Raw genomic sequence first — 14,858 nt, 5'->3', positions numbered from 1 at the left:
ACTGCGGCTACGCATGCCACTCGCACATACAGCAATAATCGGTTTATCTTTTTTCAGTTTAGATAAATTACTGCTTAAACTATCTAACGAAATATTGATTGAATTAATTGCCGCCCCTTGTTTATACTCTTCTTTTGTACGAACATCTAAAAGTATAGCACCATTCTCTAAGAGTGCCTTAAAGTCAGCTTTGTCCTCTAGTCCAAAAAATCTGCTAAGAAATCCTGCCATATTATTTATTTTATTACTGTTTCTTTACTTTATTCTTTTTAAATATTCCTCCGAATAAACCTCCCAACAATACTCCGTATAGAGTACTGATAGTAGGTGATGAAGTTATGGGACAAGTACCGGTACTACAACCGATATACCTCCAGTACATATATCCGCCTACTGCTCCGATGAGAGCACCTAAAAGGTATGTCCAATTGTTTTTTATAATTTGCATATCTAGTTATTCTTATATTATAATGCTACAAAGATAATAAATAATTTCCACAAGAAAATAATTCTAAAAGAAATAATTAGAAAATATTAAATAAATAACATTAAATAACAAATAAATAAAGATTAGTTCATAATGAGTCGCAAGAATATCCTTTATTGTCAATATTTATATGTAAATTTGTTTTATCTCTGTTAGGGGTGTTCTTTTTATAAGAGCTGAGATTAAACCCTTGAACCTGATATGCTGTAATTGGCGTCGTAGGGAAACGGAATGAATAGAAGATATTAATAATACTATATATAGAGTATTAATCAAGCCGTTTCATAGATATGAAGCGGCTTTTTTTATTGTAAAAAATAAAAAATATCTATACATAAAATAAATAATTATGATAAATATCGAATCTCTTATACGAGATCTGGATCTGATCCGAAAACAATCACCGCTTATACATAATATAACAAATTATGTAGTAATGAACAATACTGCCAATGCCTTACTGGCTATAGGTGCATCTCCTGTAATGGCACATTCTGTGGACGAAGTAGCAGAGATGACAAATATAGCCTCATCATTGGTTGTCAATATCGGCACATTAGAGGCTCTATGGGTAGAGGCTATGCTTATAGCCGGGAAGACAGCGTTAAATAAATCTACCCCAATTGTCTTCGATCCGGTTGGAGCCGGAGCAACATCATACCGCTCGAAGGTATGTAAACAATTGATAGAAGAATGTAAACCGTCGATTATACGCGGTAATGCTTCGGAAATAATAGCCTTGTCTGATACTCAGGCTCAGACGAAAGGCGTAGATAGCACAAATGCTTCTGACTCGGCATTAGACTCGGCTAAAACATTGGCTTATAAAACAAAAGCAATAGTTGTAATCAGCGGCGAAACTGATTATATAACCGATGGCATAACTGTTGAAACTGTAAAAAACGGTAATCCAATGATGGCGAAAGTCACAGGAATGGGATGCACAGCTACAGCCGTGGTTGCAGCTTTTGCAGCAGTAAATAAAAATCTGCTCGAAGCTGCCACACATGGGATGTTGGTGATGGGAATATGTGGAGAAGTTGCCGCTGCACACTCGCAAGGGAATGGAAGCTTACAAGTAAACTTTCTCGATACATTATTCAATATCAATGAAGAAATGGTAAGAAAAAACATCAGGCTATGAAAGACTTTGATCTAACCCTATATTTGGTTACCGACCGTTCATTATCCCTCGGCAGAGCATTAGACGATGTTGTGGAAGAATCTGTAAAAGGAGGTGTAACGATGGTGCAATTAAGAGAAAAAACATGTTCTTCGAAAGAATTTTATGACCAAGCCTTGAAATTAAAAAAATGTCTGAAACCGTATAATGTACCTCTAATAATCAACGACAGATTGGATATTGCACTAGCTTGCGATGCAGAAGGACTGCATATCGGTCAAAATGATATACCATATCATATAGCACGTAAAATCTTAGGCAAAAATAAAATTATTGGTCTATCGGTAGAGAATATACAGGATGCTATTGAAGCCAATAAACTAGACATAGATTATATTGGTATATCCCCTGTTTTCGGAACTTTAACCAAGACCGATACCGCACAAGCTTTAGGCTTAAGTGGAGTACATGATATAACTCAAATATCGAAACATCCGAGTGTGGGTATAGGAGGAATTAATAAATCAAATACACAAGATATTATTCGTGCCGGAGCAGATGGGGTTTCCGTCGTATCGGCTATTATGTCTGCTGACAATCCCCGACTAGGAGCATCGGAATTATTAGAAATTATAATTAAATCAAAAAATAAAGAATCAAATGAAGTGGAGTGAAGAAGCATGGGTTTCCGCAAAACCTGTTTATGATAAGATACTGGAGTTACCATTTATAAAAGAATTAATAAACGGAAAGTTAACAAAAGAACGATTTATATTCTACATCAGACAAGATGCCTTATACCTCGCTGAATATGGGAAGATATTGATAGGCATAGCCTCAAAGCTGGACAAAACAGAACATACTACTGCCTTTGTCAATTTTGCCAGCGACAGTATAAATGTAGAAAATGCATTGCATGAATCTTTTCTGCAAGAAATAAAAGATGAAAAGAGTGAAGCATCTCCTACCTGTTTGTTATATACATCATTCCTACATAAACAATTAGCCCATGCTCCTATAGAAGTAGCATTAGCTGCTGTTTTACCTTGTTTTTGGATTTATAAGAAAGTGGGAGATTATATATTAAAAAATCAAACTGAAGGGTATAATCCATATCAGAGTTGGATAAACACTTATGGCGGAGATGGTTTCGAAGAATCTGTATCGAGAGCTATTGCTATTTGCGATGAGGTTGCTGCACAATGTACCGAATCACAAAAACAAGCTATGACCGAGGCATTTGTGATGTGCTCCAAACTGGAATGGATGTTTTGGGACAGTGCATATAAACAAGAAAAGTGGATAATTTAAACAGCAAAGGAAAATGAAAAAACAATATAAGCGAGTGTTATCCATAGCAGGAAGCGACCCTAGTGGAGGAGCCGGCATTCAGGCAGACCTTAAAACGTTTTCTGCTTGCGGATGTTATGGAGCAACAGCAATAGTGGCGGTAGTAGACGAAAATACGATTGGTGTAACAGGTGTACACCCTATTCCGGTTCCATTTGTAGCAGGACAAATCAAATCTGTACTAGACGATATTGGTGCGGATGCTATAAAAATAGGGATGCTACATTCTTCTGAACTTATACGTACCGTAAAAGAAACATTATCGCATTACAATATAAAAAATATTGTATTAGACCCTGTTATGGTAGCTACATCAGGCGATAAATTGCTGCAAGATGAAGCCATCCAAACATTAAAAAATGAGCTTATTCCTTTTGTGCGGGTAATAACACCCAATATACCCGAAGCGGAGATAATATTAGAAAAAAAAATCCAAACACAAGAGGATTTACCTTTAGTTATCAAAGATTTATCTTTTGACAGATCTGTTTCTGTACTTCTAAAAGCAGGACACCTAACTAATGATGAGTTAATAGACGTTTTTTATAACGCTGAAACAGATGAAATTATACATCTGAGTTCAAAGCGAATTAAAACACAAAACACACATGGTACAGGCTGTACTTTCTCGTCTGCCATAGCAGCTTATCTAGCTCATGGTATCTCGCTCAACGATGCTATAATAAAAGCGAAGGAATATATAAATAAAGCTATACTAGCCGGAGCAGAATACAAAATAGGGAAAGGACATGGCCCGGTACATCATTTTTTCAATTTTTGGCAATGACTTAGGGTTCTAAAACTCAAAAATTAAAAAATTACTGAATTAAGTTAATATTTGCATCAAAGAATTGTTCGTAAATATACGAATTAAAATATTATTCGTATATTTGCGAACATAAAAAAAACATTAACTCAATGTCAAAAAAAGAATTAACTGCCGATCAAGAACAACTTGCACGCTTTGCGAAAGCATTAGGACATCCTATTCGCATTGCTATACTTGAAATGCTAGCCAATCAATCTTGCTGCTATCATGGTGATATGTCAGAAGTTTTACCCATTGCCAAAAGTACGCTGTCTCAGCATTTGAACGAACTAAAAGATGCAGGATTAATTCAAGGTACAATCACATTACCTACTGTGAAATATTGTATCAATAAGGAGAATTGGAACAAAGCGAAAGGTTTATTTTCAACATTTTTCATAGAGATTCGCAATGAAGATAATTGTAATGCGAAGTAAAAAATTTATTTGCAATATTCGTGTTTTCACGAACAACGAACGGATTAACTTCTAATAAATATAAAATATGAAAATACTCATACTTTGCACTGGCAACAGTTGTCGCAGTCAAATGGCACATGGCTTTTTACAATCATTTGATCCTTCATTGTCTGTTTATTCTGCAGGGACAAAAGCTAGCGGAAAAGTAAACCCAAAGGCTATAGAAGTCATGCAGGATGCAGGAGTAGATATTTCACATCATACATCCGATAGTGTAGACAAATACATGAATGATGAGTGGGATTATGTGATTACTGTTTGCGGAGGTGCAAAAGAAAGCTGCCCAACATTCTTAGGAAAAGTAAAGAACCGCTTACCTATTGGTTTTGATGATCCCTCCGAAGCTATAGGAACACCTGAATTTATTCAATCCGAGTATATCAGAGTACGGGATGAAATCAAAAAAATATTTTATAAATTATACACCGATAAGATAAAAGGTCATGAGTAAAAGGATGATGAATTTCTTAGATAAAAACTTAACGCTTTGGATTTTCCTTGCGATAGCTATCGGTATAGGATTAGGTTATTTTATACCCACTTTCAGCAGCTACATAGATTCTATGTCGAGCGGTACAACAAACATTCCTTTGGCAATCGGTCTTATTCTGATGATGTACCCACCATTGGCAAAAGTGGATTATAAACAACTACCGAAAGTATTTTCTAGCGTAAAAATATTATCTATTTCCTTAATCCTTAATTGGATTATCGGGCCTGTCTTAATGTTCTTACTGGCCATTCTCTTTTTGCACGATTATCCTGAATATATGGTTGGGGTTATTCTGATAGGTCTTGCACGGTGTATAGCAATGGTGCTTGTATGGAACGACCTGGCAGAAGGGAATACCGAATATGGTGCAGGATTGGTTGCATTAAACAGTATCTTCCAGGTATTCTTTTATAGTTTTTATGCTTGGTTATTTGTAACAAAGCTACCACAGTTATTTGGCTTCGAAGGTGTAATTGTTGATATATCCATAGAAACAATTGCCGGAACAGTAGCTATTTATTTAGGAATTCCTTTTCTGATGGGTATTCTAAGCCGTTTGATATTAGTTAAAATCAAAGGGGAACAATGGTATAAAGAAAAGTTTATCCCGGCAATCTCTCCCATTACTTTAATCGCCTTACTATTTACCATTGTATTAATGTTTAGTCTCAAAGGGGAACTGATCGTACAAATACCGTTGGATATGTTACGTATAGCCATACCGTTATTGATCTATTTCGTAGTCATGTTCTTCCTCAGCTTCTTTGCAGGAAAATTAATGGGAGCATCTTACGATAAAAATGCTTCGATAGCATTTACAGCTACGGGCAATAATTTTGAATTGGCTATTGCAGTTGCTATCGGAGTCTTCGGCTTACATAGCGGGCAAGCCTTTGCTGGAGTAGTAGGGCCATTGGTTGAAGTACCTGTACTCATACTTTTAGTGAACATTGCTTTTTGGTTAAAGAAGAAATATTACAAATAAAATAACTACAATACTTTAAGATGAATTCAAACGAAGAAAAGAAAGCTTTAGTAAAGCAGAGATATAGCGAACTAGCATTGAATAGCGATGCTCTAAAGTCAGGTTGCTGTTGTGGAACGAGTCCTGCTACTCCTTCAAAAAAGGTCTTTACGATCATGAGCGAAGATTACAGTGGGCTTAATGGATATGAAGCAGATGCAGACTTAGGAGTAGGCTGTGGATTACCTACTGAGTATGCAGGTATTAAAGAGGGTAATACCGTTTTGGATTTAGGCTCGGGTGCGGGCAACGACTGTTTTATAGCCCGAGCAGAAGTCGGAGAAACAGGGAGAGTAATCGGCATTGACTTTTCTCCACAAATGATAGAAAAAGCGCGAAAGAATGCAACTAGGCGAAGATATACCAATGTCGAATTTATTGAGGGAGATATAGAAAATATGCCTCTACCCGATAGTTCTATAGATGTTGTAGTAAGTAATTGTGTTTTAAATTTGTTACCTGAAAAGGATAAGATATTTAAAGAAATATATCGGATATTGAAACATGGAGGCCATTTCTGTATTTCCGATGTGGTGCTGAATGGTTTATTTCCAAAAGAGTTTACGGATAATGCTTCTATGTATGCAGGCTGTATAGCCAGTGCCATACAAAAAGACGATTATTTAGGCGAGATTGAAAAAGCTAATTTTACTAATATAAAAATTGAAAGGACAAAAATGGTAATCATTCCTGATGATGTTTTAGAGGAACATCTCGATGAATCGACAATTGAAAAATATAAAAAAGGAATGCTTACTGTATTATCTTCACTAAATGTAGTATAAGCACTTTTTGTAAAATCAAACTTTCCTTGAGAAACTGCAAGCATAAACTGCCCATCGAATTCAATATTGCCAATCGCAGCTTCGTCCCAAACAACAACCTCTGCCTCAATATTGATAGGTCTTGAATTGAATGCATCTTCTTTAGTACCATATCCTGCCGATTTCACTTTGGTTATATTAATTGTGTATAGGTGGTTTCGTAGTATATCTAAATAAGTCTTCCCATTAGCTATGTCAACACGGTAATAACTAACCTCAGTAGAACCATTATACTTGCCTCCTAGCACCAATGTTGTTACTTTACTCAAATTCACTTCAGAAGAAGTCTTGGGTACTACAGATTCGAAAGTATATATGTTATTAATAATACTATTGTTTGCAACTATACTAGAGCCTTCATAGTCGATAGGTCCTTTAGTTGTCGTACCTATTACCGTGGGCTTTTCTACGGTTGAGCTGCTACCTGTCACAAGATTTACTGCATCAGGAACAATCCTTCCCGCGCTATAATAGTTGTATAAAGACACACTTGATAAAGCAAAACTATTCTCGCTTATTGAAGGGTCTATTTTGACATTAATTTTGGCAACCATTCGTAATAACTTCAAGTCTGTAATTGTAGTATTATCTTGAATTATTATACTATTGGGGGTTTCTCCCCACATAGGAATCGGTAAATATCCGGCAGTTCCATTATTTACATTCCATTTATTTATACCTGTAAGTTGCAATTGTTGCATTATGGCGTCTTTCGACGTTCCAACAGTAATACCTCCGGCAAAAGTATTATCCAACTCATCTTTCGCATTAGCCAAAGCAACAAACCGGTATGTCTGAGAGCCATCTTTAAAGAGAGTAACAACAAACTTTTTCTTATTATTAACTCCATCATCGACTATCGAACCTTGATCAGCTTGTGCTCGATAGGCAAAGGTTTCATCATTGCCATTTACTTTAAAAGCCAATATGTCAATAGATCTAACTTCATTTTCATCGTTTTCATCCAATGCGTAGGTTTTAGGCAATTGAGCCGGCATACTTATACTAAATGGTACTTGTACTTTACCTTCTTTAGAAACGGGAAAGTGATCTCCTTCTTCATAATCGTCACGACAGCCGATCAGTACAAAAAGTAATGGTAGTATATAAAAGAATATTTGCTTCATCGATTATCTGTTTTCTATATTATTATGAGTTATTGCAATTCTGTATTATTCATATTTACGACCCATCCATTGATAGTAACTGTTATATCCATATTGGATTGTCCGGGAACATAAGGGTGAGCAAATATCAACAAGATGTCATACGTATGTGTATTGTCGATATCTATCACCTGTACATCTTCGTTTATTTTTTCTATAAGAGTCATTAAACTAGCTTGATATACAATCTGGTTTGCTGTAGGACTTAAAATTTTCAGGATAGGATCTTTACGGTCTTTACTCAATCTGAGTATATTCTGAGAACCTGACAATTGTTGATCTCCACCAATTAGCAGAGAACTTGTATAATGAACCTCTTCCGTATCGGAAGCGAATGAGTTGTCAAATTTATAAATACCGTTACGTGCTGTTATAATCAGCTTGTAATCGTTACTGTTTGGTACGAAATTTTTCGTCTTAATATTTATTGTATTTGTATTTCTTGTAAGAGATAATCCTACTCTCTGATCTTCCTCGTCTCTCACATCTACCGATGTTCTGTAGGCATAAAATAATGCCGGAGGATTTATTCGGACAGTATCATCTTTATCTTTTTCAATATATACTCGTCTTTCATCTAAATTCGAGTAGCTGTTCTGTTTATATGGATCTTCTAAATTTATCCATGAAACAAGAGTGTATGTGCCTGGCTGAAGAGAAATAGTCATGTAATAATTTGTTCCGAATGATGGTTGAGCATCATGCTTTTCTTGCATAAAGTTGCCATTTTTATCAAATATATAAAGCTTTACATCCTTTACTTCTTTTGTATCCAGAATAGTACCTGAGTAGATTCGAGGTGTGTATTCAAAATATACACGTATATCTTTATTTTCGGGAAGGCAATCTTCCAGCTTCTGGTCAATACAAGAATATTGCATCGAAACTAACAGAATCAGAAATAATAGCGGTATATATTTCAAGTGTTTCATTATAAATATTTGTCAATAAGAGAATCTTTTTATTGAGTTAATCCGTATCGCAAAGTATCATTGCTTTGCGATACTGGTATTAACTATTTTCTTTTAATGTTAGAATTATAAAATTTCACTATCCTGAGTATTTTCTGCCCAAGGCTCAACCACTATATCAATTGTAATATTAGTTGGTTTAGATATTTCATGACCCGGATTATCGATATTATCTCCACTTTGTCCTAAACCATTTATTGCTGTAATATTTATTTTGTAAAGATTGTTACGGAAAATATTATAATTGTGTGCCGGATTCAAATAGGCCTTGTAAAAACAATATCCGTCTTGATAGATACTCATAGTTGGAGTGGTCCCATTTATTGTAGCATCGTAAGCAGCAGCATCTGTTTGATCGATAAAATAATATTTAACACCTGCATTTGATACAACATAGAATGTTTGGGGATTAACCGGAGCTGTTTCACTAACCAATCCGCTAGAACCATTTCCGGCAACACTTAGTTTTACAACTTTAGTTGGTAAAAATTTTGCACGGATAGAAGCATATGTTGAATATCCTTCAAGGCTCTGAGTAGATATATTTTCTAAAGCATATGATACATTTGCTGTTTTAATTGCTGTACCATTTGCATTTACAGCTTTATAACTATTTTCTTTATAAAAATCAGCCAGTGTATTAGTCGGACTATAGTTCAGAGCATTAGGAAGTACATAATATAATTTCGTAATGTTACTTAATGAAAATTGTAAGTCAGATACTGTTCCTCCCAATACATTATATTGCAATCCTGCGCCTTTTTCTACGGCTACCTTTGCTAATAAACGAGATACAGTTGCTGATACTTTGTTTGCTGTAGCAGCAGTAGCATCAGTTTCTTCTACAAAAGTAGGATTTGACGCAACTTTACTGAACATAGCAAAACCGTTTGTAGGATTCATTAAATCATTTGCGCTTGAAACTTGATATATTGCAGTCAAGCCTCTGCTTGCAACATCTCTAGCTAATTCGTCGGATAAGTTTACACCCACATAGATTTTTTTTGCTCCTACAGTTGTAGCAATTGTCCTGTTAGCTGTGTACTCATTATCTGTAGACGAAGTAAAGTCTGAACTACTCAAACGTTCACGTTTCTCAAGGACATCGCTATCGTTAAAGATGAATACATCAACTGAAGTCATCATATTTTCATCGGCAGTAGCATTCACATCTGTTGCATAAGTTTTTGGCTGAGCTATCGAAAGAGTAAAAGTTGTAGCTTTACCATTAGGAGTAGGATTTCCACCCTTACCTGTTAGGTCATCATCATTGGAGCAACTTGTGAAACCGGCTATCAGAGCTGAAGTTGCAATTAAATAGTTGAAAAATACTTTCATTTTTAAAATTGTTTTGAATTAATTATTTATTTATGGATTCTCTCTTTATAAATTATTTATCGAATAAATCTTTTTCAGTTTTTCTGATTCGAGATTATCAATCACTTTAATTTATAGTACAAAACTAGGCATATCAGATGAGGATGATCTTATATATCTCATTATAAAAAAGTTAGAATCAGCATCTAAAAATCTAATGTTTTTCTAATGATTATCAATACTCTAATCACACCTCTCATCCTTACTTATTATATCGTTCCATTTTGAGATTATCTTCTCGTTTGATCTGTAACTCCTGTAGATTATGATTTGCTTCTGAAACCCCTCCCGCGAAAGCCCTTCGAAACAAGTCTTCAGCTTGATCGAGATCTCCTTCTTTCAAAAAAATGACACCAAGGTTATTTAATGTGGATGGATTAGAGCCTGCATTTAACAAATTTCTTTTAGCTAGAGACAATTCATTTATTAAGATAAGAGCTGCACCTGCATTATTATTTGCCGTTTGATCGCCGGGATAATATTTTGGAATAGTATCGACTAATATCTCTACAAATTCTTTACTCCCTTCACCATAGCTTTGAGCTATTTCATAAAGTTCCAGTTGATTGAGTTGTGAGTCTTTTTTTCGAAATAAACTCTTAGCCTGATCGAGTGTATAATTTTTAACTGTCACGTTTATATTATATTCAACACGCCTCAACTGAGGAAATAATTCGTCCGACATTTGTCTATAAGGAACTCCGTTCGCTAATTTTGTCAGTTCAGATTTGTATCCGTCAGAAATATCTGCATTATCTATAACCTCTATTATTTCATTCTTGTATGCAATATTTGATTGAAGTACCAGCTGTTTAAGCCTATCCCAATCTTCAGTAATATTGCTTACTCGAAAGAAGCTTTCCGAAAAACTAAATTTATCTTTCATATAGTTTCTCAAAGCTATTGCCCGTGCATAAGACAAACGATCATTTGCGGTATAAGAACCTTCCGGAGATGCATAACCTTCTATAAATACGCTTTTTATTTTTAAATCAGAATCATTATTAATACTTTTTACCAAAGCATCTATTTTTTCTAATTCCTCCTGGTTATGGCGATATTGGGGAAGAATAACAGATTTCCCTACCTGAAAATCAAGATACGCTTCTCCCTGTATCCTAAGTATTTTAGATTCAGATTTTGGCTCTATATAAGAGACTAAAGGATTTACCTGATAAGGTGTGTGAGATTTTACTTTTACCTTATTGTTCATCAGAAAAGTAAAGAAGTGATTTTCATTTCTACACCCTGTTAGTTCTTGCTTGATTACCAAATGTGCACTATCCATCCATATTTCATACGGAACTTTGAAATCATAAGTAAGCAATGTATCTGTAAACTGATTGGTGATAATGGTTGTATAGGGAATAATATTTTCAACCTTATCTTTATTTAAAGACTTCCATCTTTCAATTAGATTGTATTTCTTATTTCCAGAAATAAGCACATAAGGAAACACCATAACTGATTCATTCGAGAGCAACTGAGGTGTTAAATACATCGCAGTACAATCATTGACAGCACCTGCACTAATATTTACTTTAAAGTATACATGAAGACTATCATTGACTTCTTTTACCTCGTTACTTATAAAAATAATTCGTCCCGGATATTCCTTTGCAGAAACACTTAATACAATGATTGTAAATAGTATAAATATTAATATTCGTTTCATATGATTTTACTTAAGCCTTTCATTAGAGGCTTTAGATATATATTTGTTATGTTTTATTAGTCAAACATACGTAAAGGTATGTCTGCTGATTTTTATCCTCCCTTGACTATTGCGAACTGTCACTTAATAAAATAAATCACAGATAATGAAGCCTTAGTGGGTGCAAAGAAGTTTTTGCTCTCGGTGCCTAAAAACTTTTTACAACTCTTGCAAGCATATCGATCATGATCAGCATGTAAATAGCCCACTCCAAAATTCCCTTCGAGCGACCAACGTTTAGACATACTCCATTGATACCCGTAACTAAATCCAACGCCATATAAGTCTCCTTGCAAACGACTGTTTTTCATATAATCTGAGAATGGAAGCCCGGTCAAATTATAATGAGCATAAACAGCATGTAATCCGAAGAAGTGACCATTGAAAGGTTCACATAACCAATACCGCATCTCAGGCTGTACAAGTATATATTTCATATTCTTGTTAACATTAAACTCCCATGGATTGTAACTAAAAGACACGTCTAGGCTATATCTCTCTCCTACTTTAACCTCTGTCCCAAAAGCAATCGAGCTAGTCATATCAAACAACAAGTTACTTTTTACGGCCCATAGAGGAGTCTTCGCCTGAGTTGGTCTCCAATCTGTCAGATTATTCAGAAGATCAACCGTTTTATTCAAATCCAAAGAATCTTTTGCTGAGGATATCGATTTCAAAGTCACATTCTTGCTCTCAGGTAATAATGAAAGATCAAGAGGTATCACTTTTATTTCTTCATTCAACTCTTTGTCCACTTCAACAGATACTGCCGGACTTTCTTTAGCATCTTTTACGTGAATAAGGTTTTCCTTTCTTTTCGAGGTTTTAGTCGGAGATAAAAAAATAAGATTCTTCCGTATAGTATAAGTATAGTCCGTATCTGCCAACAACTGATCTAAAACAGTTTTCAGATCAGCGTCATGCAGTCGAATTGTTATCTTGCGGTTTGTGTTAAAGTTGGAGTTTACAAAAGCAAAAGAATATTTTGTTTGAGATTCTATCTGAGATAGAACTTCACTCACCGGAATATTTTGTCCTACAACTGTCACATCATTCTCCTGTGCTGATAGCGTTGGCAGTGCATAGAGACAAAGTAAAAGAAGTATCGTTTTGAGCATGTGAAGCCTATATCCATACATTAGTGGATACATTTTCTTATATAATTGCATTTTTAGTTGGTTATTCTGTCTTATTATTACTTATATACACCTTATTACTCTCTATTTTATAGGATAAGCTATTATCCAAGCATCTGAATATCTCTATTATTTCAGTTAAGTTATCCGATTGCTCTATCGTTACCGTATAACTTCTGTTGAGATCGACATCTTTATCAATTTCCACATCAATATTAAACTCACGTTTAAGCGTTAAGGTAATCGCTTTTAGTGTTTCATTATCAAATACAATCTTTCCATTCGTCCAATCCGCAATATCTTTAACAGCATTTGTATCCAGATCTCGTATAATCCCTTCTTTGGTTGTGTTATTTAATATAAACTGCTGATTCGGTTTTAGTGTAAATTCCTTATTATCAATAGTTCGTATAGCAATTGACCCCTTGTTTAATGTTACAACAGTTGATTCGTCATCAGGATATGCCGATACATTAAATTGAGTTCCAAGTACTTTTACATCCAGATATTTTGTGCGCACTATAAATGGCATGTTCTTCTGCCTTGTTACCGATAAATAAGCTTGTCCTTCCAAATTTATAATTCTAGCGCTGTCTTTCGAATTTTCATTATATTTAATTTTACTCCCCGATTTAATCCATATCTGCGAACCGCAAGCTAGCCTTACCTCTTCATGTTTACCATAAGGAACATCAACCACAACCGCCTGTTTATCTTTATCTTTCGGAACATCCTTCGTCAAATTATATATTCCTATCAATAGCAGTAAAGGTAAAAACACTACTGCTACACGAAGCCAGTAATAAGGGCGTTGGCTTATTCTTTTCTTCTTGTTAAAACCTAGTTTTTTTGTAATCTTTTCATATTCTTGTTTAGACGATAAATCTTCCTGATTATCTAATGAATCCCAGAGCCTATGCATAGCTTTTTGCTTTTCTTCAGAATTTTCAGGATTAACCAGCCATGCATGTATCTTATTTTCCAACTTCTCGGAGTATCTATTCTCAAAGAACCTGCTTATAAGCTTATAATATTGCTTAGTTGGTACATTATTCATTTTCTATTTTTTGTTGAGCTTTACTTTCACGTTCTGTATTAAAAACGATCTAGCCTGTATCTACGCACGGTCAAAAAAAATAATTTTCTCTCTTTAATTACATAATGTTTTAATAATATGATCATTGCATATCTTTTTTTAAAAGAAAAATGATAGTACATTTCTAATTTTTTTCATTGCTAAGCTCAATTGATTTTCGACTGTTCTTTTACTTATCTCTAGCTGTTCGGCTATCTTATCATTCGGTATCCCTTGAGTCCTGCTCATCTTATATATAGTCCGCTGCTTTTCTGGCATATTTTCTATCTCCATCTCTACCAGCAACATCGTTTCCTTTGCTATATACTCATCCTCAGCGTTTACTAAGTCTAAGGGTAATACTATTCGATCATTATAAAATGATTCGCGAATCTGTTTGCCTCGGATATAATCGATCGTTTGGCGATAGGCAATCGTGTATATATATGAATCAAAGCCTTTAATACCTTTAGAAGGTATTGTAAATGAATCATGATTCTCCCAAACTTTGGCAAATACACTCTGAGTTAGTTCTTCCGCAACGTCTACAGACTTGACAAAGCCATTTATGTAATACTTTACTTTCGGAAAATATTTCAGAAAGATCGTTTCAAATGCTTTATGGTTCCCTTTTTGTAAAGCTTCCAATAGTTTGTATGTTATCTGATTCTCCAAAGAATAATTAGATTATTTATAGAAATTAATTGATTTATCATAAATACTCCTCAATAAGAGCAAACGAATAAGACAGGAGCAACGCACGGTCTATGAATAAATATTTTACACTTCTTAATGTCCGATTGTCGGTATAAAATGGAATAAGCCCCCCAA

Annotated in this window: 16 protein-coding genes, 1 pseudogene and 1 riboswitch; of the genes and pseudogenes, 8 read left to right on the top strand and 9 right to left on the bottom strand. The window is 34.8% G+C overall.

The genetic code is table 11. From position 1 onward, the window contains the following. Together LDB17_RS02765 and LDB17_RS02760 are read right to left on the bottom strand one after the other, a co-directional pair. The coding region (locus LDB17_RS02765; RefSeq protein ID WP_393924874.1) for a rhodanese-like domain-containing protein at window positions 1-231 on the bottom strand (231 nt) is incomplete at its 3' end. Window positions 232-244: 13 nt separating this feature from the next. Then, on the bottom strand, window positions 245-448 hold the full coding sequence (locus LDB17_RS02760) for a DUF6132 family protein (RefSeq protein WP_252639062.1): 204 nt from the start codon (window positions 446-448) through the stop codon (window positions 245-247). A 183-nt stretch (window positions 449-631) separates the two neighbouring features. Next, window positions 632-729: riboswitch (TPP riboswitch) on the top strand. Window positions 730-836: 107 nt separating this feature from the next. Between LDB17_RS02760 and thiM the strand changes: the two genes are divergently transcribed. From thiM to arsM, 8 genes are all read left to right on the top strand, one after another. Continuing rightward, a complete protein-coding gene (gene thiM, locus LDB17_RS02755; RefSeq protein WP_252639063.1) occupies window positions 837-1,631 on the top strand; it encodes a hydroxyethylthiazole kinase in 795 nt (264 codons plus the stop codon). Beyond that, window positions 1,628-2,284, top strand: coding sequence for a thiamine phosphate synthase (gene thiE / locus LDB17_RS02750; protein ID WP_252639064.1), 657 nt, complete (start codon window positions 1,628-1,630; stop codon window positions 2,282-2,284). The genes thiM and thiE overlap by 4 nt, the downstream gene beginning before the upstream one ends. Next, window positions 2,271-2,921, top strand: a complete 651-nt coding sequence (gene tenA, locus LDB17_RS02745) for a thiaminase II (protein ID WP_252639065.1) — start codon at window positions 2,271-2,273, stop codon at window positions 2,919-2,921. Before thiE ends, tenA begins: the two co-directional genes overlap by 14 nt. 13 nt (window positions 2,922-2,934) lie before the next feature. After that, window positions 2,935-3,747, top strand: coding sequence for a bifunctional hydroxymethylpyrimidine kinase/phosphomethylpyrimidine kinase (thiD, locus tag LDB17_RS02740; RefSeq protein ID WP_252639066.1), 813 nt, complete (start codon window positions 2,935-2,937; stop codon window positions 3,745-3,747). Window positions 3,748-3,878: 131 nt separating this feature from the next. Then, a complete protein-coding gene (locus LDB17_RS02735; protein WP_252639067.1) occupies window positions 3,879-4,205 on the top strand; it encodes a helix-turn-helix transcriptional regulator in 327 nt (108 codons plus the stop codon). A 67-nt stretch (window positions 4,206-4,272) separates the two neighbouring features. Then, entirely contained in the window at window positions 4,273-4,698 is a 426-nt protein-coding gene (locus LDB17_RS02730) for an arsenate reductase ArsC (protein WP_252639068.1), read from the top strand. Then, the gene (gene arsB, locus LDB17_RS02725; protein WP_289781711.1) at window positions 4,691-5,725 is read left to right on the top strand and encodes an ACR3 family arsenite efflux transporter; all 1,035 of its coding nucleotides are present in this window, start codon (window positions 4,691-4,693) and stop codon (window positions 5,723-5,725) included. Before LDB17_RS02730 ends, arsB begins: the two co-directional genes overlap by 8 nt. Window positions 5,726-5,745: 20 nt before the next feature. After that, window positions 5,746-6,549: an arsenite methyltransferase gene (arsM, locus tag LDB17_RS02720; RefSeq protein ID WP_252639070.1), complete on the top strand. Its 804-nt coding sequence runs from the start codon at window positions 5,746-5,748 to the stop codon at window positions 6,547-6,549. Window positions 6,550-6,641: 92 nt separating this feature from the next. Here arsM and LDB17_RS02715 read toward each other — a convergent pair. The 7 genes and pseudogenes from LDB17_RS02715 to LDB17_RS02685 all read right to left on the bottom strand — a co-directional run. Next, window positions 6,642-7,586 (bottom strand): annotated as a pseudogene (locus tag LDB17_RS02715) (FimB/Mfa2 family fimbrial subunit); the annotation flags it as partial. A 158-nt stretch (window positions 7,587-7,744) separates the two neighbouring features. Then, complete coding sequence (locus LDB17_RS02710; protein ID WP_252639071.1) at window positions 7,745-8,686, bottom strand: FimB/Mfa2 family fimbrial subunit; 942 nt, start codon at window positions 8,684-8,686, stop codon at window positions 7,745-7,747. A 105-nt stretch (window positions 8,687-8,791) separates the two neighbouring features. Further along, window positions 8,792-10,063 (bottom strand): Mfa1 family fimbria major subunit, encoded by a 1,272-nt coding sequence (locus LDB17_RS02705; RefSeq protein ID WP_252639072.1) that lies wholly within the window; start codon window positions 10,061-10,063, stop codon window positions 8,792-8,794. A 241-nt stretch (window positions 10,064-10,304) separates the two neighbouring features. Continuing rightward, window positions 10,305-11,777, bottom strand: a complete 1,473-nt coding sequence (locus tag LDB17_RS02700; protein ID WP_252639073.1) for a DUF3868 domain-containing protein — start codon at window positions 11,775-11,777, stop codon at window positions 10,305-10,307. Window positions 11,778-11,896: 119 nt separating this feature from the next. Further along, window positions 11,897-12,985: a DUF3575 domain-containing protein gene (locus tag LDB17_RS02695; protein ID WP_252639074.1), complete on the bottom strand. Its 1,089-nt coding sequence runs from the start codon at window positions 12,983-12,985 to the stop codon at window positions 11,897-11,899. Between the two features lie 10 nt (window positions 12,986-12,995). Continuing rightward, the gene (locus LDB17_RS02690; protein WP_252639075.1) at window positions 12,996-14,009 is read right to left on the bottom strand and encodes a FecR family protein; all 1,014 of its coding nucleotides are present in this window, start codon (window positions 14,007-14,009) and stop codon (window positions 12,996-12,998) included. 138 nt (window positions 14,010-14,147) lie between these two features. Continuing rightward, window positions 14,148-14,702, bottom strand: coding sequence for an RNA polymerase sigma-70 factor (locus tag LDB17_RS02685; RefSeq protein ID WP_252639076.1), 555 nt, complete (start codon window positions 14,700-14,702; stop codon window positions 14,148-14,150). Window positions 14,703-14,858: the final 156 nt, after the last annotated feature.

The sequence above is a fragment of the Dysgonomonas sp. Shenzhen-Wh21 genome (genome assembly GCF_043392705.1).
Lineage (GTDB): Bacteria > Bacteroidota > Bacteroidia > Bacteroidales > Dysgonomonadaceae > Dysgonomonas.
The sequence above is the reverse complement of the archived record's forward strand: the minus strand, read 5'-3'. Positions and strand labels throughout refer to the sequence as shown.